A 26,159-nucleotide genomic window follows, 5' to 3' on the forward strand; every position below is an offset into this window, starting at 1 on the left:
AGCCGGACCTAAGCCTGAAAACCGTTCTGGATCAGTGGTTAAGCCATAGCCGGACAGCAATCGGGCGGCACCTTTGCCGCCCGATATTGTCACCGATTACAGATCGTCGTCGCCGTCATCGGCGTCGGGACCGGTCATCATCTCCTCCGCGACCTTTTCGGTGCGCTGGCGGATCGATGCTTCGAGCTTGTCGCGCAGTTCGGGATGTTCGGTCAGGAAGGTCTTGGCGTTCTCGCGCCCCTGCCCGATCCGCACGCTGTCATAGCTGAACCACGCGCCCGATTTCTCGACCAGCCCGGCCTTCACACCCAGATCGAGAATCTCGCCGATCTTCGAAATGCCCTGCCCGTACATGATATCGAATTCGACCTGCTTGAACGGCGGGGCGACCTTGTTCTTCACCACCTTCACGCGGGTCGCGTTGCCGATGATTTCGTCACGGTCCTTGATCTGCCCGGTGCGGCGGATGTCGAGACGGACCGAGGCGTAGAATTTCAGCGCGTTGCCGCCGGTCGTGGTTTCCGGATTGCCGTACATCACGCCGATCTTCATGCGCAGCTGGTTGATGAAGATCACCATGCAGCGCGAGCGACTGATCGAGCCGGTCAGCTTGCGCAAGCTTTGCGACATCAGCCGCGCCTGCAGGCCGACATGGCTGTCGCCCATCTCACCCTCGATCTCCGCACGCGGCACCAGCGCGGCGACCGAGTCCACCACCAGCACGTCGATCGCGTTCGAACGGACCAACGTGTCGGTGATCTCCAGCGCCTGTTCACCGGTATCGGGCTGCGATACGATCAGTTCGTCGATGTTGACGCCCAGCTTCTTCGCATAGACCGGATCTAGCGCATGTTCGGCGTCGACGAACGCGGCGGTGCCGCCATTCTTCTGCGCCTCGGCAATCACGTGCAGCGCGAGCGTGGTCTTGCCCGAGCTTTCCGGCCCGTACACTTCGATCACGCGCCCGCGCGGCAGGCCGCCGACGCCCAGCGCGATGTCGAGCCCGAGCGAGCCGGTCGAGATCGCTTCGACCTGCATCGCTTCCTTCTGGCCCAGCTTCATCGCCGAACCCTTGCCGAACGCACGGTCGATCTGTGCCAGCGCAGCGTCGAGCGCCTTTTGCCGTTCGCCCGCCGCCTTGTCGTTTGCCGCCGCCATCTTGCTATCGACCGCCTTCAGATTTGCCGCCATGTCCAGCCTTTCGCGTAGAGCAACCGCGTCGAGGGTTCAACGCGTCTGTTGGATTTGCATGTATCTGTTTTGTTCCCGTTCCGCAAGGGGCCGGCAGGCGACAAATCCGACGATCGATACCTGCAAACGACCATGCCGTACGAAAGGCCAAAAGCTGCCGATCACGAACGGATCGTCAATTAATCGATTGTAGCATCGGGCGGATGAAACAGGTCGTTCATCGTTTTCGGGCCGGGTCGCGATCCTTTGCCGCGCCGATCGCGACGGGCATCGCCTATTATCTTGTCGCGCTGTTGGCACTGTCGCTGACACGGGGCAGCGCCGGTATCGCGACGCTGTGGCCCGGCAGCGGCATCCTGTTCGCGGCGTTGCTGATGACCCGTCGCCGACAGGCCGGATGGCATATCGCCGCCGCCGCCATCGCCAGCATCGCCGCCAATCTCGGCGCGGGCAATGGCTGGGGAATGGCCGCTGCCTTCACCGTCGCCAACATGACCGAAGCGTCGGTCGGCGCGTGGCTGCTGACCCGCAGCGGATCGACCCGGCTCTGCTTCACCGATCCCGGCGACCTGCGCCGCTTGAGCCTTGCGGCGGCGATCGGCGCGGCGAGTAGCGCGACCATCGCCACGCTGCTGGGACCGGCGCGAACGGGCGAGTTCTGGTTCTCGTGGTTTGCGACCGTCCTGCTCGGCATCCTCGTCGTCACGCCGCTGATGCTGATCGTCGGGCAGGCGCTGCGCCGCCGCCAACCGGTCGGCACGCCGCGCCTGGTCGGGGAACGCGCGGCGGTATTTCTACTGGTCGCGGTCGTCGCCAGCGTCACTTTCGCTCAGCACAGCTATCCGATCCTGTTCGTGCCGATGCTGGCGGTGCTGTTCGCCGCGTTCCGGATCGGTCCGGCGGGTGCGGCGGGCGGCGTGCTGATCGTGGCGATCGTCAGTTCGGTCGCACTGAGCGCCCATTCCGGGCCGCCCACGTTGATCCATGCCGGGCCGCTGGTGCGCAGCATCTTTCTGCAATTCTACCTGCTCGCGCTGTTTGCCGCGGCACTGCCGGTGGCGGCGCTGCTGGCGATGCGGGCGAAGCTGCAGGCGCGGCTGGCCGAGAAGATGCGGCTGCTGCAACTGGCGGAGAGTGCTGCGAATGTCGGCCATTGGCGGCTCGACACCGGAAGCGGCACGATCACATGGTCGGCGCAGGTGTTTCGTATCCACGGCATCGACGGCGACGTTCCGCCCGCACTGGACGCGGCGATCGAGGCCTATCATCCCGAGGACCGGGCGCTGGTGTCGGAGCGGATCGAGGCGGCGATCGCCGAGCGGTGCGGCTTCGTGTTCACCGCGCGGATCGTGCGGCCGGATGGCGAGATCCGCCACGTCCTGTCGCGCGGCGAGATCGACGGGCGCGCCGACGACGACCCGCCGGGGCTATTCGGCATCATCCAGGACATCACCGCCCAGGTCGCGCACGAAACCGCGCTGGAGGCGGCACGCGTCCGGGCGGAGGAAGCGGCGGCGCATGCCACGATCATGGCCGAGACCGACCAGTTGACCGGCATCGCCAACCGGCGGCGTACCGCGCTGATGCTGGACGAAGCGGTGCGCGACGCGGTGCGGCAGGGTCGCCGGGTGTCGGTGGCGATGTTCGACGTCGATCATTTCAAGCGGATCAACGACCAGTTCGGCCATCATGGCGGCGACCGGGTACTGCAACGGGTCGCGGCCGATGCCGGGGGCCAGTTGCGCGCAACCGATATGCTCGGCCGGTTCGGCGGCGAGGAATTCGTCATCATCCTACCCGATGCCGGCGCCGATGCGGCGATGACCGTCGGCGAACGCGTGCGCCGCGCGGTGGAAGCGGGCGGCCGCGATCCGTGCGTGACGATCAGCATCGGCGTCGCCGAACTGGCGCCGGGCGAGGATGCCGAAGGGTTGCTGCGCCGAGCGGATGCCGCGCTGTATGTCGCCAAGCGCGAGGGGCGCAACGCGCTGCGGCTGGCGGCGTAGCGGCCGGGCGGATGGACGCTCAGAGCGTGATGACATCGGTCAGACCCGTTCGTCCCGAGTAGCCATTGCGCTGTCGAAATGGCGTATCGAGGAACCGTTGGCGACAGGTGCTTCGATACGGGTCTTCGACTTCGGTGCGCAGCACCGAAGCCTGTCCGCAGCGTCTGCCGCAGGCCGGCAGTCGAAGGGCTCAGCCCCTACTCAGCACGAACCGTTCTACCTATTGCCATCACCCTCTAAGCCGCGTGGCCGATCTGGCCGTTGTCGGCGTCGAGATCGCGCAGGTCACGGCCGCGCGTCTCGCGCCCGAACCACGCGACCAGCGCCAGCGACAATGCGGTCGGGACCATGACCAGCAGCGACGACGACCCCATCGACAGCGCCACGCCGGCGATGGTCAGCCCCTGCGCGATCAGCCCGCCCGCCTTGGTACAGGCGGCGACCCAGCCGGTCGCGCGCCCGCGCACCCGCATCGGGAAACTCTCGGCGGCATAAGGCAGGACGATGGCGATGATGCCGTTGGTGCCGACGATCAGCAGCGCGACCGGCAGCACCGGGCTGCCGCTGCCCGCCAGTTCGAGACGCAGGACGAGCAACAGCCCGGCGAGCGTCAGTCCGATCATGACGGCGAGCGACCATTTGGTGCTCCACCGGCTGTAGAGAAAGGCGGCGAGGAACACGGTCGGGAAGGCGATCAGCGCGCTTTCGGCGAGCAGGCGGCTCGACACGCCGACCGAATAGCCCTTGGCGACCAGATCGGCGGGCAGCCACAGCAGCAGGCCGAAATTGATAAGGCCCCAGGAAAGCGCGCAGATGCTGAGCGCGGCGAGTTTGCCATAGAGTTTGGCGCCGGTCAGCGCGGTCGCGCGCGGGCCGGTGATGCGGACGGGGGCGCGGCTGGCCCTTGCACCGAAGCGGCGCATCACCGCCTCCGCCTCCTGCACCCGGCCGCGGGCGAGCAGGAACTTGGCCGATTCAGGGATCAGCGCGCCGAGCAGGACCAGCGTCAGCCCGGTCGGCAGGTTGGCGAGCCACAGGATGCGCCAGCCGAAGATCGGTTGCAGGACCGCCGAAATGCCGCTCGCCGCGAAATAGCCGCCGACCGCGCCCAACCCGCCGACCAGCACGAGGCTCCAGCCGCGATGGCGGTTGGGCATCATCTCGGCCAGCAGCGCATAGGTGACCGGGAGCATGCCCCCGGCGGCAGCGCCCATCATGAAGCACATGGCGATGTTCCAGGCGAGGCTGGGCATCGCGCCGCAGATCGACGTGCCCACGAACATCACCGCCGACAACAGGATCGACGCCTTTCGCCCATAGACGTCGGCGATCCAGCCCCACAGCACCGATCCGGTTACGGTGCCAGCGAGTGCGAAGAACGGGACCAGCGACACGGTGCGTTTGGGCACGCCATATTCGGCGATCATGCCGGGCACAGTGAAGCCGAGCGAGGCGGGCTTCATCACGTCGATGATGAGCGCCACCACCAGCACCGCCATCAGCCCCCAATGGGCGAGCGAGAGTTCGGCATCCTCGGGCGCGGCGACCACGATTTCGGCCGCGGCGGCGCGCTGTGCCGACAGGTCGCGGGGCAGCAGGCCATAGGCGGCGACCAGCGTGCCGATGACGATCAGCGCCATGCCGCCCAGCATCATGCCGTCCATCGGCATGCCCGCCATGTGATACCCCATCGAGCGCGCCATCGCGAACATCGGCAGATGCGCGACCACGCCGATCGTCACCGCGATACAGCCGAGCACGAACGCCCAGACGGCCTGCCGATCGGATAATGTCGATTTGATCGAACCCATGCGCCTCTCCCGGGGGTGGGTTAGCGGGTGCGGGCGGTAGGGTGAAGCGGTTATGTCCGCTGGGTACGGTCGATGCCGACGTGTCAGCCCAACTCGTTCAGTACCTTTTCGACCGCGTCCATCGTGAACGGTTTGGACAGGACCGGGCGGTCGCGGTGGGCGGGTTCGATCATGTCGCCCGATCCGCCGGTCGCCAGCACGAACGGGATGCCCGCCGCCGCCAGCTTGTCGGCGACCGGCCAGCTCTTTTCCCCCCCACGCAGATGCACGTCGAGGATCGCGGCGTCGATGCCGCCCTTATCGACGGCAGCCATCGCGGAAGCGACGCTGTCGGCGGTGCCGGTGACGGTTCGCCCCAGCAGGTCGAGGAAATCCTCGAGCATCATGGCGATCAGGGGTTCGTCCTCAACAACGAGGATACGCGCGGGCGAAGTCATACGCCGCGGTCCTTAGCGGTCAAAGCGGGAACACCGCAACAGGATTCAGCGCATGGTCAGGTCTGTGCCAACGCATCGCGCGCCGCCGTCGCCAATTGCTGGACCGAAAAGGGTTTCGGCAGGAACGAAACCTGATCCAGATCAATCGACCGACGAAGCTGCTCTTCAGCATATCCGGACATGAAAAGGATCGGCAAGGTCGGATAGACCTTGCGTACATGGCCGACCATCGTCGGCCCGTCCATGGTCGGCATGACCACGTCGGAAATCAGCAGGTCGATATGCGGCCGCTCGGCGAGGAGCTCCAATGCCGCCTCGCCATTCTCGGCAGTCATCACCGTATAGCCCTGTCGCGTGAGCGCGCGTTCGGCGATAGCCCGGACCATGTCCTCGTCCTCGACCAAGAGGACCGTGCCCGAACCCCAGGCGGGGGCGGTCGGCTCGCTCTTGAGCTTCGGGTTGGTGCCGATGCGCGGCGGCTCGGCGGCAGCCGCATGGACCGGCAGGTGGATGACGAAGGTCGCCCCCCGCCCGGCGCGCGATTCGGCAAAGATATAGCCGCCCGACTGTTTGATGATGCCATAGACAGTCGACAGGCCGAGGCCGGTCCCCTTCCCCACTTCCTTGGTAGTGAAGAAGGGTTCGAAGATTTTCGGCAGGACGTCGGGCGGGATGCCGGTGCCGGTGTCGGAAACCTTGAGCGTCACATAGTCGCCGACCGGAAGCACGTCGTCGTCCATCGCCCGCACTTCCTGCGCGGTGGTCGCCAGCGTCTCGATCGTCAGGACGTTGCGGTTGCCGCCCTGCGCCAGCATCGCGTCGCGGGCATTGACGGCGAGGTTGACGACGACCTGTTCGAGCTGGCCCGGATCGGCGCGCACCGAGCCAAGGCCGCGGCCATGGTTGACGACCAGCTGCACGGTTTCGCCGAGCAGGCGCTTCAAAAGGTTCGAGACTTCGGAGATGACGTCGGGCAGCTGCAGCACCTGCGGCCGCAGCGTCTGCTGGCGGGAGAAGGCGAGCAGCTGGCGGGTGAGACTCGCGGCGCGGTTCGAATTGGCGCGGATCTGCTGAATGTCGTCATAATCGCTGTCGCCAGGCGAATGGCGCATCAGCATCAGGTCGCAGTGGCCGATGATCGCGGTCAGGATGTTGTTGAAATCATGCGCGACGCCGCCGGCCAGCTGGCCGACCGCCTGCATCTTGGTCGCCTGCGCCACCTGCCGCTTGAGCTTGCCCTCCTCGCCCGTATCGCGCAGCGACAGGACGACGGCGGCATCGCCCAGCCCGCGCGCCCCGGCGATCGACAACGCGATCGGTTCGTCGGCGCGATCGGCCAGCCGCACCGCCATGTCGGCGCTGTGCTGCGCCCCCCCGGCGAAGCGGCGGACCGCGTCGGCCAGTGCCGCCTTGTCCTCTCGCACCACCAGATCGCCCGGATAGAGCGGCGGCGCGACCGGATTGACACCAGTCGCGCGGATGAAGGCGTCGTTCATGTGCTGGAAGCGGCCGTCGCGATCGACCAGCGCCATGCCGACCGGCAGCAGCGACACCAGCGCCCGCACCTGCCCCGCCGATCCGGGCGCGGCGATCGGCATCAGCCCGACCGGCGCCTCTTCCTCGTCGAGCAGCGCGACCAGCATCGGACCGGCGGGATCGTCGGTCATCGGCACCTGCACGATGCGCAGCGGGTCGCCGCCCAGCCCCTCGCGTTCGAAGCGCACCCGGCCGCGATGGTCGGTGACGAGGAAGCGGGCGAAGTCGCGCCCCTCGATCGCCGCTTCCTCGTTGCCGACGGCGCGGGCGCGGAACACGCGGTTGGCGGCGCGGATGCGGCCGTCGGAGGTCAGCAGCGCGAGCATCACCCCCGCCGTACCCAGCCGGTCGCCCGCGGTCCCGGCGACCATGGTGCGGATCGACACCGCTTCGGCAATCACCTGCCCGCCTTCGAACTGCCAGACGAGCATGTTGTCACCGGCGCGATAGAGCGTGACGTTGAGCGGGGCGTCGCCCTGCCGCACCGTCGCCTTCGCCTCGCCATCACGCCACGCCGATCGGGCCGCGCCGGCCAGCATATTGGCATCGACACCGTCGCCCAGCACGCCGGGCGGGGTCGGATAGCCGCCGAACATCGTCGCGAACCGATCATTGGCGATGACCAGCCGCCCGGCGCGGTCGGTCACCGCCAGTGCGTGCGGACAGGTGGCGGCGATGGTCTGCACGAGCGACCAGTCGATGCCGGGCTCGACCGGTTCGCGGGTATCGGTCCAGTGCAGCACCGCCTGCGCCACGCCGGCCAGCACCACCGCCGCCGCCGCGAAGCCCGCCGCGACCGGCACGCTGCCGATCATCCACAGGATGATGGCGCCCGCGACGACCCCGGCGGCAAGCGCGGTAATCAGCGGCAGGACCGGCGACGGGCCAGCGGAAAATTTCGGCAACATGGATAGGCTGTTGGGGTGAGCGCCTGCGTCCGTCAAGCGTTGTGCGGGCCGGGTCGCGGCAAACGGGCGGTTGAGAGCCTAAGCGACGCGAGCCTTTGGCTCGCGCGCTCGCCGAGGCGAGCGCATCCCCTCTCCCAGCTTCGACTAGGCCTTCGCTTGCGCGAAGACCAAGTCTGCGCATCCCTCTCCCCTGATGGGGAGAGGGATGTCGGGGTTACCAGATGCGGACGCGCTGTTCGGGGGGGAGGAACAGATATTCGCCGGCCGCGGGGGTGTAGCCCTTGTACCAGGGATCGAGGTTGCGGACGACCCACGCGCGCTGTTCGGACGGGCTGTGCGGATCGGTCAGCAGCCGCTGGCGCAAATTCGCCTCGCGGTAGCTGCGCCGCCATACCTGAGCCCAGCCGAGATAGAAACGCTGTTCGGGGGTGAAGCCGTCGATCGCCTTCTGATCGTTCGGATAGGCATGGGTATAGGCATCCCACGCCGCGGTCAGCCCGGCGAGGTCGGCGATATTCTCGCCCAGCGTCAGTTCGCCCTTCACATGCAGGCCGGGCAGCGGTTCATAGGCGTCATACTGCTTGACCAGCGCGGCGGTGCGTTCCTCGAACCGCTTGACGTCCTCGGCCGTCCACCAGTCGGTGAGGCTCCCGTTGACGTCGTACTTACGACCCTGATCGTCGAAATGGTGGCTGATCTCGTGGCCGATCACCGCGCCAATCGCGCCGTAATTGACCGCCGGATCGGCATTCGGATCAAAGAAGGGCGGTTGCAGGATCGCGGCCGGAAACACGATCTCGTTCATGACCGGGTTCGCATAGGCGTTCACGGTCATCGGCGTCATGAACCATTCCCATTTCTGGATCGGCTTGCCGAGATGCTGGACGTTGTAGCGCTGCTGCCACTGGTTCGCGCGCAGCATGTTGCCGAACGCATCGCCCGGCGTGATCGTCAGGTTGCTCATGTCGCGCCATTGGTCGGGATAGCCGATCTTGGGCGTGAAGGCGGCGAGCTTGGCACGCGCCTTCGCCTTGGTCTCGGGCGCCATCCAGTCGAGATTGTCGATGCGGCGGCCCATCGCCTCGGTCACGTTGCGGACCAGCGTGTCCGCCGCCGCCTTGGTCGCGGGCGGGAAATATTTGGCGACATAGGCCTGGCTGACGTCATCGGCGACCGCGTCCGACGTGAAGTCGACCGCGCGCTTCCAACGCTCCTCCTGCTCGGGTGTGCCCGACAGGACGGTGCCGTAGAAGGCGAAGTTTTCCTGGTCGAACGCCTTGGGCAGCACACCCGAGAAATTGTCGAGCGAGCGCACCAGCAACTGGTCCTTCAGCACCGACAGCGGTGCCCCGCCGATCACCTTCGCCATGCCGGTGAAGGCGGTCGGCTGCGCGACGATCACATCGGTGGTGTTGGCGCCCAACCCCCGGAAATAGGTGGCGAAGTCGAAGCCCGGCGCGCGACGCTGCAGGTCGGCGACGGTCATCTTGTTATAGGTCTTGTTCGCGTCGCGGCTTTCGATCCGCGTCCAGTGCGCCTTGGCGATCCGGGTTTCGAACGCGACGATCGCGGCGGCGCGTGCGGCGGCATCGGGTTCGCCCGCCAGCGTCAGCATCTTGGCGAGATGCGCCTGATAGGCTTTCCGCTGTTCGACCAGCTTGGCATCGGTCGACAGGTAATAGTCGCGATCGGGCATGCCGAGACCGGCCTGCGCGGTCTGCAACGCATAGACGCTCGGCTGCTTGTCGTCGGGGCCGACATAGGCGCCGAACGGTGCGCCGACCCCGGCCTGCGACGCCTTGGCCGCGAGCGCGGCATAGCCGGCCTTCGACTTCAGCGCCTTGATCTCGGTCAGCCATGGCTGGATCGGGGCCAGCCCCTTCGCCTCGATCGCGGCCTGATCGAGATAGGTGGCATAGGCGGTGCCGATCTTCGAATTGGGATCGTTCTTCGCCGCGTCGAGCAGTTCGCGGGTGCGCGACTTCGACAGGTCGTCCAATGCGGTGAACATGCCGTAGTTCGACTTGTCGGCAGGGATCGGCGTGATCTTTTCCCAGGTGCCGTTGGCGTATTTGTAGAAATTGTCGCCGGGCTTCACGCTGCGGTCCATGCCGGCGACGTCGAAGCCGAAATCGCCGATCTCGGGCTTGGGCGCGGGGGCGGGTTCGGCGGGCGGGGGTGCCGGTACGGCGGCGGTTTCAACGGGAGCGGTCGGCTGCGTCGCGCAAGCGGACAGAGCGGAAGCCGCGAGCAAGGTGGTCAGGACGAAACTACGCCGCATCGGGAAAGCCTCTTCGTATCGGGTGATACGGTCATGCTGCACTCGGGCATATCGATCGTCAATATCTCCTGTGGCTCGTCCCGCCGGCAAAAGCAGCTTTACCCCCCTCCCCGTTCGGTTCGAGCAGCTTCGAGCCTGTCGAGAAGCGTCCGTCGAGAACGCCCTGTTTGTGGCAACCCCTTCTCCACTACGGTTCTCGACAGGCTCGAACCTGCGCTCGAAGCGAACGGGTTAGGTTGAGGAAGGAGAGGGTTTCAGGACCGCGCTCCATGCCCGCGCCGCTTCCACTTGGCGGCGATCCACCAGCGCCAGCCGAGCGCCGCGATGGCGTAGCCGAGCACCGCGCCGACGACAGAACAGACCACCATGCCGAGCGCCGTCGCCGGCCCGACCTCCGCCACCAGCCAGTCGAGCCAGCCGGGCGGTGCGGCGACCGCGTTGCCGATCGGGTCGCCCGGCACCACCCGGTCGAGGTGGAGCAGCCACGCGCCGACCTTGTAATACAGGATGAACAGCAGCGGCGTGGTGATCGGGTTGGTGAAGAAGGTCGTCAGCGCCGCGGCGGGCACATTGGCGCGCAGCGGTAGCGCGAGGACCGCCGACGCTGGAATCTGGCCGAGCGGGATCAGGATGCCGGTGAACATGCCGAGCGCGACGCCGCGCGGGACCGAACGGCGGGTGAAGCGCCACAATTCGGGCGCCAGCACGCGGTGCGCGACCGGGCGCAGGAACCGGATCGATTCGATCGATTCACGCGTCGGCAGGTTCGCACGGACCCAGCGCAGCGCGCGGGCGCCCAGCCCCCGGTCGTCGCCAGCCGGATCAGCCACGGTCGCGGAGCAACCTTCCCTGTTCACGCTTCCAGTCCCGCTCCTTGATATGCTCGCGCTTGTCGTGGTTCTTGCGACCCTTGGCCAGTGCCAGTTCGACCTTCGCCCGCCCCTTGCCGTTGAAATATACCGATAGCGCGATCAGCGTCATGCCGTCGCGCGCCACCGCCCCGTGCATCTTGTTTATCTCGCGTTCGTGAAGCAGCAGTTTACGCGGGCGGCGCGGTTCGTGGTTGAAGCGGTTGCCGTGGCTGAATTCGGGAATGTTCGAATTGATGAGCCACACCTGCCCGTCGCGGACATCGGCATAGCTTTCGGTGATCGACCCCTCGCCGAAGCGCAGCGACTTCACCTCGGTACCGGTCAGCGCGATGCCGGCCTCGTAAACGGTATCGATCTCGTAATCGAAGCGCGCACGGCGATTTTCGGCAACGGTCTTCTTCTTGTCGAACAGCTGGGGACGCGGACGGCTCATGGGGCGGACATAGGAGGTCGGAAGGCGGAGGGGAAGCGTTCCGCAAAATCCTCCCCGCTCCGCGGGGAGGAATTACGCGTCCAGCGCTTCTCTTACCTTTCTCGCCAGTTCGTCGACGTCGAACGGCTTGGGCAGCAGCCGCGTGCCCGGATCAAGCACGCCGTTATGCACCACGGCGTTGCGCGTGTAGCCGGTGGTGTAGAGCACGCGCAGGTCGGGCCGCATCGCGAGCGCCCGGTCGGCGAGTTCGCGGCCGGTCATACCGGGCATGACGACATCGGTGAACAGCAACGTCACCTGCAATCCGTCTTCGAGCAGGCCGATCGCCTCCGGCCCGTCGGAGGCGTGGAAGACGTTGTAGCCGAGATCGCGCAACACCTCGACCGAGAAGCTGCGGACGCGCGGCTCATCCTCGACCACCAGGATCGATTCATGCAGCCCGCCGCCACGGACCGGAGCCAGCGTGGTACGCACGGTCGGGGTCGGCGCCTCACCATAGAAGCGCGGCAGATAGAGGCGGACGGTCGTGCCGACATCGGGTTCGCTATAGATGCGGACATGGCCGCGCGACTGGCGGACGAAGCCGAACACCTGGCTCAGGCCCAGTCCGGTACCGCGCCCGACCGGCTTGGTGGTGAAGAACGGGTCGAACGCCTTGGCCAGCACGTCGGGGGCCATGCCGGTGCCGGTGTCGCTGACCGCGATCAGCACATATTGGCCCGCCTCCATGTCGGCCTCGCGCGCATAATCGTCGCCGACATGGGCGTTGGCGGTCTCGATCGTCAGCCGCCCGCCATCGGGCATCGCGTCGCGGGCATTGACCGCGAGGTTGACGATCGCATTTTCGAGCTGACCGCGATCGGCCTCCGCCCGCCACAGTCCGGCGCCGAGCACGGTTTCAACCGCGATGCGTTCGCCGAGCGTCCGGGCGAGCAGGTCGGTCAGGTCGGCGATCAGGCGGTTGCCCTCGACCGGTTCGGGCGACAGCGGCGACTGGCGAGAAAAGGCGAGCAGGCGCTGGGTAAGCGCAGCGGCGCGGCCGGCGCCTTCCCTCGCCGCCTCGACATAGCGGCCGACATCGGTGCGCCCGCTGGCCAGCCGCCGGTCGATCATGTCGAGCCCGCCGATCACCACCGCCAGCATGTTGTTGAAGTCGTGGGCGATGCCGCCGGTCAACTGACCGACCGCCTCCATCTTCTGCAACTGGCGGACCTGCGTTTCGGCAGCGGCGCGAGCGGAGGCGGCGTCGTGCAATTCGGTCGCCACCCGTTCGAGCTGCGCGCCCTGCCGCCCGACCTTCGCCTCCAGCCGCAGCAGCGCATCGGCACGCTGGATCGTGACCCAGCTGATCTCGGCGATCTCCTGCACCAGCGCGACCTCGCTCGGCAGCCAGTGGCGCGGTTCGGCATGGCCGATGATGAGCAGCCCCTCCAGCCGCCCGTCGCGGCGCAGCGGCACGGCAAGGCCGGAGCGCGCGCTGTAGCTTTGCACCACATCGGCTTCGAACCGGTCGTCCTGCGCAAAGGCGTCCGACACCACCGTCCGCCCGGCGCGCAGCAGCGAAGTGTTGCTGCGCCCCATCCGGTCGATCGAATGGTCGCCCATCAGCGGCGGCAGCGCGCCGTTGTTCCATCCCGCGACGTAGCGCACGCGATTCTGGCCGACCCGCGCGAAACAGATGCGATCGACGTCGAGCCATTCGCCCAGCGCCCGCGCGGTGAAGCGCATGATCGCATCGGGATCGCTCGCCGCGCGCTGCCGGGCGCTGAGCGACAGGATGAACTCGCGCTCGGCCTTCGCCGCCAGCGCGGCAAGCTCGGCCTGTTTGCGGTCGTCGATATCGTAGCTGACGCCTGGGAAGTGCAGCGGCCGGCCTTCGTCGTCGAAGGTGCACCGCCCCTGCGCCGATACCCAGCGGCAGCTGCCGTCCGCGCGGGTCAGCCGATATTCGGCGATGAAGGTGCCGTCGCCCGCCGGGTCCATCGCGGCGGCGATCAGTTGCTGCGCTTGCGGAAGGTCGTCGGGATGCAGCCCGGCGAAGAAGGTGCCGATCGGCGCCCCCGCCTCCGCCACCGCCGGATCGACGCCATAGAGCAGCGCGAACCGTGAATCGGCGCGGACGATATCGGCCTGCACGTCCCAGTCCCACGCGCCGATATTGCGCCCGGCGGACAGCGCCTGTTGCAGCCGCTCGTCGGCGGCGGCGCGCTCGCGCTCGGCGACGACGCGTGCGGTCGTCTCGCCGGTGACGCACAGCAGGCCCGCGACCCGCCCCTGATCGTCGAAGGCTGGCGAATAGGTGAACGTCCACCAGCTGTCTTCGGGCTCGCCGGTACGGGCGAGGTCGAGTTTCATGTCGGTGGCGGTGATGCTGCCGCCGGCCATCGTCCGCTCGACCAGCGGGATCAGTTCGTCCCAGATGTTGGCCCAGACGATGTCGAACCGCTCGCCCAGCGCGCCGTCGATCCGTACGCCCAGGATCGGGCGATAGGCGTCGTTGTAGAAGCAGCGCAGCTCCGGTCCCCACGCCAGGAACATCGGCATGGGACAGGACAGCATCATCGCCAGCAGCGAGCGGAGCGATACCGGCCACGATTCGATCGGGCCGAGCGGCGTGCTCGACCAGTCGCGTTCGGCAATTTCACGACCGGTAAGGGTTTGCAGCGACAGATGTCCGTTAGGCATATGGGCGACGTGGTACGGACGTCGAGCGCCCGCCGCAATAACGTGTATGGAGTGTGGGGCCCAGCCTAGCCAAGCAGACCGGCATGGGCAAGCGCAGCATCGACCGCCGCGCGCGACGCTTCCGACGCGGGGGTCATCGGCAGGCGCAGGTCGGTCGGGAAGCCGGGACGGACCCGGCCCAGCGCGTATTTGACCGGTCCCGGCGACGCATCGCTGAACAGCGCGGCGTGCAGCGGAAAGAGCCGGTCCTGGATCGTCAGCGCCCGGCCGTAATCGCCCGCCGCGCACGCATCCTGGAACTCGGCGCACATCGCCGGCGCGACATTGGCGGTGACCGAGATCGCGCCGACCCCGCCCATCGCCATGAAGGCAAGCGTCATGTCGTCATTGCCCGACAGTTGCGCGAAACCGGTGCCGCAGCGCAGCCGGTGTTCGGACACGCGCGCCATCTGCCCGGTCGCGTCCTTGATACCGACGACGACGTCGGGGAACGCCTTCACGATGCGCTCGACCGTTTCGACAGCGATGTCGGTGATGGTGCGGCCGGGCACGTTGTAGAGGACGATCGGCAGTCCGCCCTGCGCGGCCAGCACCTCGAAATGGCGGAACACGCCCTCCTGATTGGGGCGGTTGTAATAGGGCGGGACCAGCAGCGCGGCGGCGGCGCCCGCGGCCTTTGCGGCATGGATATGGTGCAGAGCGACCGCGGTGTCGTTCGATCCGCAGCCGGCGATCACCGGCACGCGGCCCTGCGCCTGATCGACGCAGACGCGCACGACATGGTCATGCTCTTCGATCGTCATCGTCGCCGCCTCGCCGGTGGTGCCGCACGGGACCAGCGCGCTCGACCCGCTTTCGACCTGCCAGTCGACCAGCGCGCGGAACGAGGCTTCGTCGAACTTGCCGTCCGCGAACGGCGTGACGAGAGCCGGGATCGAGCCGGAAAACATGGGGGTTGCGCTCCGTGGACAGGGATTCGAGCCGAAAAGGTGGCGACAGATAGGGCGCGCTTCCATATCATGTCCAGTATGCTGACCACCGTGTTCAAGAGCGCGTTCCTGCTCACCGGCGTCGCGAGCGCCGCCATGGCCACCGGGCTGTTCCAGACCGCTCCGCAGGCCCCCTTGCCCCAGTCGACGAATGTCGCTCGCCAGCCGTCGCCGCAGGGGTATATTTATGTCCCCTCGCCTCCCCCCGTTCAGATTCCCCCGGCCACCCAAGACCCGATCCAGCCGGTGCTGTCCGAATGGAAACGGTTGCAGCAGTCGGACAATTATCCCTTCGCCGACTATGCCCGCTTCCTGCTGGCGCATCCGGGCTTTCCGGGTGAGGCCAGCCGCCGCGCCGCCGCCGAAACGGTGCTGGTGGATGGCGGGCAGGATGCGGCGACGGTGCTGCGCTTCTTCACCCGTTTCCCGCCGCGCACCGCTGCCGGGCAGTTGCGCTATGCCGAGGCGCTGGCGGCGAGCGGTCGCCTGCCCGAGGCGCAGACGGCCGCGCGGGCAGCGTGGCGCCGGGGAGTGTTGCGGCCCAACGACGAAGCGACGCTGCTCGCCGGTTTCGCCAGTGCGCTGGCCCCGGTCGATCACGACGCGCGCATGGACAAAATGCTGTGGCAGGGCGCGACGACCGCCGGGCTGCGCCAGATCGGCTATGCCTCGGCGGCGATGCGCCCGACCTTCGACGCGCGCATGGCGTTCCGCACCAATGCCGCCGATGCCAGCGTGCGCGGCGAGCAGCCGGGCGTCGATCGCGCCGATCCGGGCTATATCGCCGACCGTGCCAGCTGGCTGCGTGGATCGGGTCAGTCGGGCGCGGCGCGCGCCTATCTCGCCCGGCCGCACCGGCTGTCGCGGACGCCCGGCGATATCGAGGAATGGCTCGAAGTCCTGCTGACCAATGCCCGCGCGGCGCAGGCCGACAGCCAGTACGACCTCGCCTATCGCATCGCGTCGCAGATCGACGATGCGTTCCCGGCGGGCACGGTCATTGCCGATGCCGGCTATGGCGAGCGCGACGACTATACCAGCCTTGCGTGGCTGGCGGGCACGGTCGCGCTGCAGCAGCTGAACCGGCCGAGCGACGCGACCGGCATGTTCGCGCGCTATGCCAGCGGGTCGCGGACGCCAACTGTGCGGACCAAGGGCTATTACTGGGCCGGGCGCGCGGCGGAAGCGGCCGGTGATCGACCGACCGCCGATCGCTGGTATGCGCAGGCCGCCGATCTGGGCGACCTGTTCTACGGCCAGTTGGCGAGCGAACGGATTGGGCGTCCGCTGCGTGCGCCGCCCGCGACCGCCGTCGCGAGCGCGGTGCCCGCCGATCTGCGGACCGCCTATATGAACAGCGAGATGACGCGCGCCGTCCGCTATCTGGGACGCACCGGGCAATATGCCGACCAGAGCCTGTTCATCCGCAAGATCGCCGAGGATGCGCGCAGCGACACCGATCATGCGCTGGCGGTCGAGTTGGCTAAGGCGATCGACCGCCCCGACCTGGCGGTGATGGTCGGGCGCAGCGCGCTGCTGAACGGACATAGCGACTATACGCTGGCCGGCTATCCGGCGGTGCCGGTCGGCGGGCCGCAACAGGACCAGTTCACGCTGATCCACGCCATCGCCCGGCAGGAAAGCCAGTTCGACCGCACCGCCGTCAGCCGCGCGGGCGCGCGCGGGCTGATGCAGCTAATGCCGGGGACGGCGCGGGAGACCGCGACCAAGCTGGGGCTGACCTACAGCCCGACCGCGCTCAACGATCCGGCGTTCAACATGGCGCTGGGGTCGAGCTATATCCAGCGGATGCTCGATTATTATGGCGGCAGCTATCCGCTCGCGATCGCCGCCTACAATGCCGGCCCCGGCAATGTGAACAAGTTCATCCGCGCCAATGGCGACCCGCGCACGCCGGGCGTCGACATGGTCGAATGGATCGAAAGGATTCCGCTGTCCGAAACGCGCGGCTATGTGCAGCGGGTGCTGGAGAATGCGGTCGTCTACGACCTGATCCATACGACCAAGGCGCGGTCGCGCGGGCCGAACAACCTTAGCTGGTATCTGGGGAAGAACCGACCGGGATGAGCGAACCGCGTCCGAATTATATCACGCCGGCGGGCTATGCCGTGTTGAAGGCCGAATATGACCAGTTGCTGGGCGAGGAGCGGCCGAAGCTGGTCGATGTCATCGCCTGGGCCGCGGGCAATGGCGACCGGTCGGAGAATGGCGACTATATCTATGGCCGCAAACGCCTGCGCGAGATCGACCGGCGACTAGGCTTCCTTGCCAAGCGGATGAAGGCGGCGCGGGTCGTCGACCCCGCCGCCCAGACCGAACGCGGCCGCGCCTGGTTCGGGGCAACCGTGACGATCGCCGACGAGGACGACAACCACCGCACGCTCGAACTGGTCGGCGACGACGAAGCGGACGCGGGCAAGGGGCGGATCGGGTGGAACTCCCCTATGGCGCGCGCACTGCGCGGCAGTGCCGTCGGCGACGTGCGGACGGTGGCACTGCCGGCGGGGGCGAAGGAGGTTGAGGTGATGGCGATCGCCTATCCGTAATCGCCCTTCCCTCACCTGTCAGGGAGGCGGCCACGTCGCGCCTCCTCGGTAATTTCGGTACGTTGGCGAACCCAAGCGGGGCGACGTCCGTTGGTTTTCGGCAACCGACCCTGGAGAGCCGATGCCCCATTACACCCCGCTGATCGGAACCATCGTCACCGCGCTGGTCGCGGCGTTCATACTGGGCGCGGCGGCGCACCGGCTGCGCATATCGCCGATCGCGGGCTATCTGTTGGCGGGCGTGCTGATCGGGCCGTTTACGCCGGGCTTCGTCGCCCATTCGGGGATCGCGACCGAACTGGCGGAGATCGGCGTCATCCTGCTGATGTTCGGGGTCGGGCTGCATTTTTCGCTGAAGGACCTGTTGTCGGTGTGGTGGATCGCGGTGCCGGGCGCGATCGTGCAGATTGCGGTGGCGACGACGATGGGCTGGGGGTTGAGCCAGTGGCTCGGCTGGCCGCTGATGGCCGGGATCGTCTTCGGCCTTGCGCTGTCGGTGGCGAGTACGGTGGTGTTGCTGCGCGCGCTGGAGGCGCGCGCGCTGGTGCAGACCGAACGTGGGCGGATCGCCGTCGGCTGGCTGATCGTCGAGGATCTGGTGATGGTCCTGGCACTTGTCCTGCTGCCGGTCGTCGCCGCAGCGGTTGATCCGGCCAAGGCCGCCGCACCGGGCGCGATCGTGACCGCGATCCTGATGACGCTGCTGAAGGTCACCGGCTTCGTCACGCTGATGCTGGTCGTCGGACGGCGGGCGATCCCGTGGGCGCTGCACTGGGTGGTGCATACCGGGTCGCGCGAACTGTTCCGCCTCGCGGTGCTGGCGATCGCTTTGGGGGTCGCGTTCGGGGCGGCGCTGGCGTTCGACGTGTCGTTCGCGCTGGGCGCGTTCTTTGCCGGCATGATCCTGGGCGAGACGCCGCTCAGCCGCCGCGCGGCGCAGGAGACGCTCCCATTGCGCGATGCGTTTGCGGTGCTGTTCTTCGTCTCGGTCGGCATGTTGTTCGATCCGAAGGTGGTGGTGGAACAGCCCGGCCCGCTGCTTGGCACGATCGCGATCATCGTGATCGGCAAGTCGGCCGCCGCCTTTGCCATCGTCCGTGCGTTCGGCCACCCCAACCGCACCGCCGCCACCATCGCCGCCAGCCTCGCGCAGATCGGCGAATTCTCGTTCATCCTTGCCGGGATCGGCACCAATCTCGGCATCCTGCCCGATGCGGGACGCGACCTCATTCTGGCCGGCGCGATCCTGTCGATCATGGTCAACCCGTTCCTGTTCGGCGCGGTCGCCGGGCGGGGCGACGAACCGTCGGTCAACGCGGCGCGCGAGAGCGAGCGCGAACAGGCGCGCAAGGATCATGTCGTGCTGGTCGGCGCGGGCCGGGTCGGGCGGTTGGTCGCCGAAGGGTTGCGCGATGCCGGCCGTGCCTTCGTCGTGATCGAGGATCAGGCCGATACCGCGCGCGTCGCCGCCGCGCATGGCTGGAGCGTGGTGCTCGGCAACGCGCTCGACCCCAATGTCCTGCGCGATGCCGGCGTGGGCGAGGCGACCAAGCTGCTGATCGCGATCCCTGGCGGGTTCGAGGCGGGGGCGATCGTCCAGCACGCGCGGCGGCTGAATGCCGGCCTCTACATCCTGTCGCGCGCGCATTCGGCGGAGGAGGTCAGCTATCTGGAGCGGCACGGCGTCGATCAGGTCGTGTTGGGCGAGGAGGAACTGGCCCACACCATGTTGCGCCGGGCCGAGGAACGCCGCGCGCAGGAAGCATAGCCGCCGGGTGCAGCGTGCAGTAGGGAGTAACGATGGTCACCCACACTCCGCCCACCGGCAACGTCGCGTTGCTGATCGATGCCGACAATGCCGGCGCCGCCTATCTCGATTCGGTGCTGACGGTGCTGGCCGAGTTCGGCACGGTCAATGTCCGCCGCGCCTATGGCAATTGGGAAAAGCCGGGCTTGAAAAGCTGGAAGGCGCTGTTGATGCGCCACGGCATCGAACCGTTCCAGCAGTTCGACATCACCAAGGGCAAGAACGCGACCGACATGCGCATGACCATCGACGCGATGGACCTGCTGCTGCGCGGGCGCATCACCGGGTTCGGCATCATGTCGTCGGACAGCGACTTCATGCCGCTCGCCCAGCGCATCCGCCAGGAAGGGGTGCCGGTCTATGGCTTCGGCACCGACCGCACGCCCGAGGGATTTCGGGAGAGCTGCACCCGCTTCATCGACGTCGCGTCGCTGGATGTCGAGGATGTGGCGAACATGCCGCTGCCGCCGGCGATCGGTGGCGTCGCTACTCCCGCCGCAACCCCGGCGGCCAAACCCGCACCCGCCCCGGCACGCAAGCAGCAGAAGATCGACGCCGCGCTCGTGAAGCTGTTGTCGGACGCCTATGACGCGTCGAAGGTCGACAAGCGCGGCTTCGCCAGCCTGTCGGAGGTCGGCCAGCGCGCGGCGAACCGGTCGAGCTTCGACACACGCAATTACGGGTTCAAGCGGCTGTCGGACCTGATCGAGAAGGTGAAGGCGTTCGAGGTCGAGCGGCGCGATACCGGGGTCTTCGTGAAGCTGGTTTGAGGTGGCCCCTCCTCAATATCGGTTCGCTTCGAGCAGGTTCGAGCTTGCCCCTACTCAGCACGAACGTAAGGGAGAACCTCCTGCCCTCCCCGTTCGGTTCGAGCAGCTTCGAGCTTGTCGAGAAGCGTCCGTCGAGAACGGGTCGTTTGTGGCACCGCCTTCTCGACGGTAGGTTCTCGACTTCGCTCGAACCTGCTCGAAGCGAACGGGGTAGTGAGGCGAACAACCGGCGCGAGGGAAGCGCCTAAACCCCCTCGGGCAACGGCATCGAAAACACCACCCGCGTCCCCGGCGCGGCATCCTCGAACGCCAGCGTACCGCCCAGTTGCCGGGTCAGGCTGCTCACCATCCGCATGCCGAGGCTGGTCGGTCGCGCGATCGTCGGATCGAGACCTACCGGCAGGCCGACACCGTCGTCGGCCACCGTCATCGTCAGCCCCCCGTCGTCACACCGCGTCATGATCCGTACCGGACCGCCGCCCTCGCCATAGGCATATTTGACCGCGTTGGTGACCAGTTCGGTCAGCAACAGTCCCATCGGAATTGCGGTATCGCCGCTGACCGTCAATGGGGCGATGTCGCAGTCGATCGCGTGATCGGGTGCCTGTTCGCGCAATTGGTCGACGATGCCGCACAGCAGCCGATCGAGCGCGACGACGCCAACACGCTCACCCTGCCATAGCTGATCGTGCGCCTGCCCGATCGCCACGATCCGCGCCTGCGCGTCGCCCAGCAGGCGCTGCACGCGCGGGTCGTCATCCTCGCGCATCTGCAGGTTGAGCATCGCCGACACCATGGCGAGGCTGTTCTTGACCCGGTGTGACGCCTCGCGCGTCAGCAATTCCTGATGCTCGATCGCGGCACGGAGATTCTGCTCGGCCTCCAGCCGCTCGATCGCGACGCCGATCAGGTTCGCGAAACCCTGCATGAAGGCAAGGTCGTCTTCCTCGAACCGGCCGTCCGAGCGACTGTCGACTTCAAGCACGCCGAAGCGCTTGCCATTCGCCTCGACCAGCACGTTGATCGCGCGCTTGACGCCATGGTCGGCCATGAAGCCCGGCGTGCGAAAGCGCTTCTCGTCGCGTAGATGGTTGGAGATCACCGCCTCGCCGGTCTGGAAGGCGAACCCGGCAGGCGATCCCAGATCGTCACCCATCTCCGCCCCGCCCACGACGCCCTCGTTCCAGCCGATACCCGCGCGGACGATCAGCCCGCCGCGCGCCGGATCATGGTGCAGGAACTTGGCAAGCCGGGTACGCATGCCGCGCGCCGCCAGCTCGACCGCAGCCCGCACGATCTCATCGATATCGCGGCTGCGTAGCGCGATCCCGCCGAACTCGGCCAGGATGCGCTGCTGGTCGAGGCGATAGCGGATCGCATCGGCGGGATCGTCCGACCCCGCCCCATTTTCCTCGACCACCGGCATCGCCTCAGCGCGTCAGCTTCTTGTACGCCAGACGCGTCGGACGGTCGGCGGCATCGCCCATGCGGCGACGCTTGTCGGCTTCGTACGCCTCGAAATTGCCCTCGAACCATTCGACATGGCTGTCGCCTTCGAACGCCAGAATGTGGGTGCACAGCCGATCGAGGAAGAAGCGATCGTGGCTGATGACCACGGCGCAACCCGCGAACGACTCCAGCGCCTCTTCCAAGGCACGCAGCGTCTCGACGTCGAGGTCGTTGGTCGGTTCGTCGAGTAGCAGGACGTTGCCACCCTCCTTCAGCATCTTGGCGATGTGGACGCGGTTGCGCTCACCGCCCGACAGCTGGCCGACCTTCTTCTGCTGGTCCTGCCCCTTGAAGTTGAATGCGCCGACATAGGCGCGCGTGCCCAGTTCCTGCTTGCCGAAGCGGAACACGTCGAGCCCGTCCGACACCTCTTCCCAGACATTCTTGTTGGGGTCGAGATCGTCGCGCGACTGGTCGACATAGCCGAGCTTCACCGTCTGCCCGACCTCGATCGATCCGCCATCGGGCTGTTCCTGGCCGGTGATGAGCTTGAACAGCGTCGACTTGCCCGCACCGTTTGGGCCGATCACGCCGACGATACCGCCGGGCGGCAGGTTGAAGTCGAGATTTTCGAACAGCAGCTTGTCGCCATAGGCCTTGGTCAGGCCCTGCGCCTCGATCACCTTGCCGCCCAGGCGCTCGGGAATCTGGATCAGGATCTGCGCCTTGCCGACCGCACGGTTCTCCTGCCGCTCGACCAGTTCGTCGAACGCGCGGATGCGGGCCTTGGACTTGGTCTGGCGCGCCTTGGGCGTCTGCCGCATCCATGCCAGTTCGTCCTGAATCGCCTTGGCCCGGCCGGCCTCTTCGCGCTCCTCCTGTTCGAGGCGCTTCGCCTTCTTTTCCAGATAGCCCGAATAATTGGCTTCGTAGGTGTAGTAGCGGCCGCGATCAAGCTCGAGCACCCAGTTGACGACATTGTCGAGGAAGTAGCGGTCGTGGGTGACGAGGATGACGTTGCCGGTATATTCCTTGAGGTAATTTTCCAGCCACGCGACGCTTTCGGCGTCGAGGTGGTTGGTCGGTTCGTCGAGCAGCAGGATCTGCGGCTTTTCGAGCAGCAGCTTGCACAGCGCGACGCGGCGCTTCTCACCGCCCGACAGGTTTTCGACCGACGCGTCGCCCGGCGGGCAGCGCAGCGCCTCCATCGCGATTTCGAGCTGGTTGTCGAGGCTCCAGCCATCGACGGCGTCGATCTTGGCCTGAAGCTCGCCCATCTCCTCCATCAGCGCGTCGAAATCGGTATCGTCCTTGGGATCGCCCATTTCGGCCGAGATCGCGTTGAAGCGATCGACCAGGTCCGCGACCGGACGCACCCCGTCCTTGACGTTCTCCATCACCGTCTTGGTCGGGTCGAGCTTCGGCTCCTGCGGCAGATAGCCGACCTTGACCCCTTCGGCGGCCCAAGCTTCGCCGGTGAATTCGGTGTCGATGCCGGCCATGACCTTCATCAGCGTCGACTTGCCGGCGCCGTTCGGACCGATGATCGCGATCTTCGCATCGGGCAGGAATTGCAGGTGGATGTTGTTCAGCACCGGCTTGTTCGCGCCGGGGAAGGTCTTGGTCAGACCCTTCATCACATAGCTGTACTGTACGGCCATTGCCGAAGGCTCCGTTTCGAATGTCTGGATGGGGGTTCGGGTTCTGTCGCGATGTAGCGATGGCCCGGTGACTTGGCAACGCGCGGCCCAAAGCTCCTCCCCGCTCGCGGGGAGGGGGACCGTCCGCAGGACGGTGGAGGGGGATAGCGGCAGACAGAACGGTTGCGTTGCGCGGCCCTCCCCCTCCACCAGCTTCGCTGGTCCCCCTCCCCGCAGGCGGGGAGGATTTGCGTTCCTTGACGTTGCCCGTATGGAAAGCCGCGAACCGAACAAGGGGAACTCCATGCGCCGCCTGCTCCTCGCCGCCCTTGCCCTGCCACTCCCCGCCTTTGCCCAGCCGATCGACGTCGCCACCCTGCGCGACGCGGCGCTCGACGACACCATCGCATGGGACATCACCGAGGGCCTGACCACCGAGATCGGCCCGCGCCTTGCCGGCACACCCGACGAAGCACGTGCCCGCGAATGGGCGGTGGTGCGGCTGAAGGCGCTGGGGTTCAGCAACGTCCGCATCGAACCGTATCAGATGCCGGTATGGGTCCGGGGTGAGGAGCGCGCGGCGATCGTCAGCCCCTTCCCGCAACCGCTGGCGATCACCGCGCTCGGCAATTCGGGCGCGACCCCTGCGAAGGGACTGGAAGCCGAGATCGTCTATTTTCCGACGCTTGACGATCTGAAGGCGGCGCCCGCCGGCAGCCTGACGGGTAAGATCGCCTTCGTCAGCCACCGCATGGCCGCGACGCAGGACGGGTCGAGCTATGGCGCGTTCGGCGCGGTCCGCCGTGCCGGTCCGGCGATCGCGGCGCAGAAGGGCGCGGCGGCGATCGTCATCCGCTCGCTCGGCACCGACCATCACCGCAATCCGCACGCGGGCAGCACCGTCTTTCCGGCCGGTACGACGCCGATCCCGGCGGGCGCGCTGTCGGTGCCCGATGCCGAACAGCTCGAACGGGTGCTCAAGCGCGGACGGCCGGTCCGGCTGCGCCTGACGCTGACGCCGCGCCAGATCGGGATGCGCGAATCGGGCAACGTCATCGCCGAGGTGCCGGGCAGTGATTCTGCGGCCGGCATCGTGCTGATCGGCGGGCATCTCGACAGCTGGGATCTCGGCACCGGCGCGTTCGACGATGCCGCGGGCCTCGGCATCACCACTGCGGCTGCCAAGCGGATCATGGACGCCGGCCGCCCGCGCCGTACGATCCGCGTCGTCTGGTTCGGCGCCGAGGAAGTCGGCGGGGTCGGCGGCGCGGCCTATGCGAAGGCGCATGCCGGCGACCGCCATGCCCTTGCCGCCGAAAGCGACTTCGGTGCCGACCGCGTGTGGAAGTTCGACGTCGCCCTGCCCCCCGAATCGGCGGCGATCGCAGACCGACTAGCAACGGCGCTGGCCCCATTGGGTATCACGCGCGGATCAGCGGTGGCAGGCGACGGCACCGATATCGGCCCCACGCTCGCGCAAAATGTCGCAGCCGTCGATCTCGCCCAATCGGGGCTGCGCTATTTCGATCTGCACCACACCCCCGACGACACGCTGGACAAAGTCGACCCTGTGCAATTGCAGCAAAACGTAGCGGCATGGACGGCGATGCTGGCGGTCGTCGCCAACGCGCCGGAACCGATTGGCGCGTTTCGTCGCAAGTAGGAAACGGCCCACCATTGGTCGCAAAGCCGCATTCTCGCCACAATTGGCGATTGACGGCGGCGCGGAAGGCGCTATTGCGGCAACTTCGCGACGGCGGTGACGCCGGCCTTTCGCGAAATGGATTTCTCTGGGAGTTACCCTTATGAAGAAGATCATGCTCGTCGCCGCCGCTGCCGGCCTCCTCTCGGTCGCCGCTTGCAAGAACACCCCGACCGACAACGCCGCGGACGCAGCGTCGGACAACCTGGAAATGCTGGCCGACAACCTCGAAGCGCAGGCTGAGAACACCTCGAACGAAGCCGTTGCTGCCGACCTGATGAACGCTTCGGAAAACGCCGAAGACGCGTCGGACGCGATCGAGAACTCGGCCGAACTGAACGGCATGTAATTGCCGTTCCCGTGACCTTTGGGTCACGGGAAACCGGAATTCGGAAAAAGGGCGTCCCGGCAACGGTGGCGCCTTTTTTTCGTGCGCGTGACAGATCGTTACGCCCGCGATGTCACGGTGGCGCGATTGGGGCATGATTGCGGCTGATCCGTTGCCGGGCGTGAATGCGGCAGCTCGGTCCTACGCCAAATGGAGGACAGGCGGCGCCTCCTGTCTGCGCTACGATTCGCCGCTACGCAGCGAAGGGCGATCGATGAAGCAACGCACAAGGATGTTCGGAGTCTGTCTCGCACCCATTGCGGCGTTGCTGCTGGCGCCCCCGTCGCTCGCACAACTGGCCCCCGGCGTGACCATGCCGCCCGAGATCGGCGCGGCCTATGGTCGGCTCGGCAAGGCGATGATGGCGCATGACGCGGCGGGCGTCCGCACCGTCTGGGCGGAGGATTTCGTCGTCAACGCGCCGAACAACGCGGTGCTGCGGCGCGAAGAGGTGATCGCGGCAATGGCGCAGGACCTGCTCGACTATCGCGATTTACGCAAACACATCACCCTGATCGACCGCAAGCCCGAGGTGACCGTAGTCATGGGATATGACACGATGGTCCCGCTCAAGGGGCCGGCGGCCGGCAAACAGGTGGTACGGCCCTTTACCGACATCTGGGCGAAGCGCGGCGGCGCATGGCTGCTGATCGCGCGCCAGGCGACGATCGCCGACGCCCGGTAGCA

At 67.1% G+C, this 26,159-nt stretch carries 19 protein-coding genes; 8 read left to right on the top strand and 11 right to left on the bottom strand.

Going from position 1 to position 26,159, the window contains the following annotated elements; all coding sequences use genetic code 11:
• Window positions 1-96 precede the first annotated feature (96 nt).
• Window positions 97-1,158: a recombinase RecA gene (gene recA / locus ACTHQV_RS08410; protein WP_440489941.1), complete on the bottom strand. Its 1,062-nt coding sequence runs from the start codon at window positions 1,156-1,158 to the stop codon at window positions 97-99.
• A 236-nt stretch (window positions 1,159-1,394) separates the two neighbouring features.
• On the opposite strand from recA, the gene ACTHQV_RS08415 reads away from it, so the two are divergent.
• The gene (locus ACTHQV_RS08415) at window positions 1,395-3,197 is read left to right on the top strand and encodes a diguanylate cyclase (protein ID WP_440489561.1); all 1,803 of its coding nucleotides are present in this window, start codon (window positions 1,395-1,397) and stop codon (window positions 3,195-3,197) included.
• Between the two features lie 236 nt (window positions 3,198-3,433).
• Here ACTHQV_RS08415 and ACTHQV_RS08420 read toward each other — a convergent pair whose 3' ends face one another.
• The 8 genes from ACTHQV_RS08420 to dapA all read right to left on the bottom strand — a co-directional run bounded on the left by ACTHQV_RS08420 (window position 3,434) and on the right by dapA (window position 15,110).
• Complete coding sequence (locus ACTHQV_RS08420; RefSeq protein ID WP_440489562.1) at window positions 3,434-5,008, bottom strand: MFS transporter; 1,575 nt, start codon at window positions 5,006-5,008, stop codon at window positions 3,434-3,436.
• A gap of 83 nt (window positions 5,009-5,091) precedes the next feature.
• Entirely contained in the window at window positions 5,092-5,445 is a 354-nt protein-coding gene (locus ACTHQV_RS08425) for a response regulator (RefSeq protein WP_440489563.1), read from the bottom strand.
• Window positions 5,446-5,501: 56 nt separating this feature from the next.
• The gene (locus ACTHQV_RS08430) at window positions 5,502-7,889 is read right to left on the bottom strand and encodes a response regulator (RefSeq protein ID WP_440489565.1); all 2,388 of its coding nucleotides are present in this window, start codon (window positions 7,887-7,889) and stop codon (window positions 5,502-5,504) included.
• A gap of 214 nt (window positions 7,890-8,103) precedes the next feature.
• On the bottom strand, window positions 8,104-10,170 hold the full coding sequence (locus tag ACTHQV_RS08435) for a M13 family metallopeptidase (protein WP_440489566.1): 2,067 nt from the start codon (window positions 10,168-10,170) through the stop codon (window positions 8,104-8,106).
• A 254-nt stretch (window positions 10,171-10,424) separates the two neighbouring features.
• Entirely contained in the window at window positions 10,425-11,000 is a 576-nt protein-coding gene (locus ACTHQV_RS08440; protein ID WP_440489568.1) for a DUF2062 domain-containing protein, read from the bottom strand.
• On the bottom strand, window positions 10,993-11,475 hold the full coding sequence (gene smpB, locus ACTHQV_RS08445) for an SsrA-binding protein SmpB (RefSeq protein ID WP_066689565.1): 483 nt from the start codon (window positions 11,473-11,475) through the stop codon (window positions 10,993-10,995). The genes ACTHQV_RS08440 and smpB overlap by 8 nt, the downstream gene beginning before the upstream one ends.
• A 72-nt stretch (window positions 11,476-11,547) precedes the next feature.
• Window positions 11,548-14,160, bottom strand: coding sequence for an ATP-binding protein (locus tag ACTHQV_RS08450; RefSeq protein ID WP_440489569.1), 2,613 nt, complete (start codon window positions 14,158-14,160; stop codon window positions 11,548-11,550).
• A gap of 65 nt (window positions 14,161-14,225) precedes the next feature.
• Entirely contained in the window at window positions 14,226-15,110 is an 885-nt protein-coding gene (gene dapA, locus ACTHQV_RS08455) for a 4-hydroxy-tetrahydrodipicolinate synthase (RefSeq protein WP_440489571.1), read from the bottom strand.
• Between the two features lie 78 nt (window positions 15,111-15,188).
• Between dapA and ACTHQV_RS08460 the strand changes: the two genes are divergently transcribed.
• From ACTHQV_RS08460 to ACTHQV_RS08475, 4 genes are all read left to right on the top strand, one after another.
• Window positions 15,189-17,237, top strand: coding sequence for a lytic transglycosylase domain-containing protein (locus ACTHQV_RS08460; protein WP_440489573.1), 2,049 nt, complete (start codon window positions 15,189-15,191; stop codon window positions 17,235-17,237).
• Window positions 17,234-17,716: a transcription elongation factor GreB gene (gene greB, locus ACTHQV_RS08465; protein ID WP_242116216.1), complete on the top strand. Its 483-nt coding sequence runs from the start codon at window positions 17,234-17,236 to the stop codon at window positions 17,714-17,716. Before ACTHQV_RS08460 ends, greB begins: the two co-directional genes overlap by 4 nt.
• A 121-nt stretch (window positions 17,717-17,837) precedes the next feature.
• A complete protein-coding gene (gene ybaL / locus ACTHQV_RS08470; protein ID WP_440489575.1) occupies window positions 17,838-19,484 on the top strand; it encodes a YbaL family putative K(+) efflux transporter in 1,647 nt (548 codons plus the stop codon).
• A gap of 32 nt (window positions 19,485-19,516) precedes the next feature.
• Window positions 19,517-20,293 carry an NYN domain-containing protein gene (locus tag ACTHQV_RS08475; protein ID WP_440489577.1) on the top strand — a complete coding sequence of 259 codons (777 nt, stop codon included), beginning with the start codon at window positions 19,517-19,519 and terminating at the stop codon, window positions 20,291-20,293.
• Window positions 20,294-20,537: 244 nt separating this feature from the next.
• On the opposite strand, the gene ACTHQV_RS08480 is transcribed toward ACTHQV_RS08475, so the two are convergent.
• A complete protein-coding gene (locus ACTHQV_RS08480) occupies window positions 20,538-21,713 on the bottom strand; it encodes a sensor histidine kinase (RefSeq protein ID WP_440489578.1) in 1,176 nt (391 codons plus the stop codon).
• Between the two features lie 10 nt (window positions 21,714-21,723).
• A complete protein-coding gene (gene ettA, locus ACTHQV_RS08485) occupies window positions 21,724-23,403 on the bottom strand; it encodes an energy-dependent translational throttle protein EttA (protein ID WP_440489580.1) in 1,680 nt (559 codons plus the stop codon).
• Between the two features lie 283 nt (window positions 23,404-23,686).
• Between ettA and ACTHQV_RS08490 the strand changes: the two genes are divergently transcribed.
• From ACTHQV_RS08490 to ACTHQV_RS08500, 3 genes are all read left to right on the top strand, one after another.
• Complete coding sequence (locus ACTHQV_RS08490) at window positions 23,687-25,045, top strand: M20/M25/M40 family metallo-hydrolase (protein ID WP_440489581.1); 1,359 nt, start codon at window positions 23,687-23,689, stop codon at window positions 25,043-25,045.
• Window positions 25,046-25,187: 142 nt separating this feature from the next.
• A complete protein-coding gene (locus ACTHQV_RS08495; RefSeq protein WP_055999903.1) occupies window positions 25,188-25,433 on the top strand; it encodes a hypothetical protein in 246 nt (81 codons plus the stop codon).
• Window positions 25,434-25,704: 271 nt separating this feature from the next.
• Window positions 25,705-26,157 carry a nuclear transport factor 2 family protein gene (locus tag ACTHQV_RS08500; protein ID WP_440489583.1) on the top strand — a complete coding sequence of 151 codons (453 nt, stop codon included), beginning with the start codon at window positions 25,705-25,707 and terminating at the stop codon, window positions 26,155-26,157.
• Window positions 26,158-26,159 lie beyond the last annotated feature (2 nt).

It is taken from the genome of Sphingomonas sp. SAFR-052, assembly GCF_051965015.1.
In the GTDB taxonomy this organism is placed as follows: domain Bacteria; phylum Pseudomonadota; class Alphaproteobacteria; order Sphingomonadales; family Sphingomonadaceae; genus Sphingomonas.

Coding starts and splice junctions, on each gene's coding strand:
- ACTHQV_RS08415 (WP_440489561.1), top strand. CDS start 1,395: ATGAAACAGGTCGTTCATCGTTTTCGGGCCGGGTCGCGATCCTTTGCC.
- ACTHQV_RS08430 (WP_440489565.1), bottom strand. CDS start 7,889: ATGTTGCCGAAATTTTCCGCTGGCCCGTCGCCGGTCCTGCCGCTGATT.
- ACTHQV_RS08460 (WP_440489573.1), top strand. CDS start 15,189: ATGCTGACCACCGTGTTCAAGAGCGCGTTCCTGCTCACCGGCGTCGCG.
- ACTHQV_RS08490 (WP_440489581.1), top strand. CDS start 23,687: ATGCGCCGCCTGCTCCTCGCCGCCCTTGCCCTGCCACTCCCCGCCTTT.
- ACTHQV_RS08475 (WP_440489577.1), top strand. CDS start 19,517: ATGGTCACCCACACTCCGCCCACCGGCAACGTCGCGTTGCTGATCGAT.
- smpB (WP_066689565.1), bottom strand. CDS start 11,475: ATGAGCCGTCCGCGTCCCCAGCTGTTCGACAAGAAGAAGACCGTTGCC.
- ybaL (WP_440489575.1), top strand. CDS start 17,838: ATGCCCCATTACACCCCGCTGATCGGAACCATCGTCACCGCGCTGGTC.
- ACTHQV_RS08495 (WP_055999903.1), top strand. CDS start 25,188: ATGAAGAAGATCATGCTCGTCGCCGCCGCTGCCGGCCTCCTCTCGGTC.
- ACTHQV_RS08425 (WP_440489563.1), bottom strand. CDS start 5,445: ATGACTTCGCCCGCGCGTATCCTCGTTGTTGAGGACGAACCCCTGATC.
- ACTHQV_RS08500 (WP_440489583.1), top strand. CDS start 25,705: ATGTTCGGAGTCTGTCTCGCACCCATTGCGGCGTTGCTGCTGGCGCCC.
- ettA (WP_440489580.1), bottom strand. CDS start 23,403: ATGGCCGTACAGTACAGCTATGTGATGAAGGGTCTGACCAAGACCTTC.
- recA (WP_440489941.1), bottom strand. CDS start 1,158: ATGGCGGCGGCAAACGACAAGGCGGCGGGCGAACGGCAAAAGGCGCTC.
- ACTHQV_RS08435 (WP_440489566.1), bottom strand. CDS start 10,170: ATGCGGCGTAGTTTCGTCCTGACCACCTTGCTCGCGGCTTCCGCTCTG.
- greB (WP_242116216.1), top strand. CDS start 17,234: ATGAGCGAACCGCGTCCGAATTATATCACGCCGGCGGGCTATGCCGTG.
- dapA (WP_440489571.1), bottom strand. CDS start 15,110: ATGTTTTCCGGCTCGATCCCGGCTCTCGTCACGCCGTTCGCGGACGGC.
- ACTHQV_RS08420 (WP_440489562.1), bottom strand. CDS start 5,008: ATGGGTTCGATCAAATCGACATTATCCGATCGGCAGGCCGTCTGGGCG.
- ACTHQV_RS08450 (WP_440489569.1), bottom strand. CDS start 14,160: ATGCCTAACGGACATCTGTCGCTGCAAACCCTTACCGGTCGTGAAATT.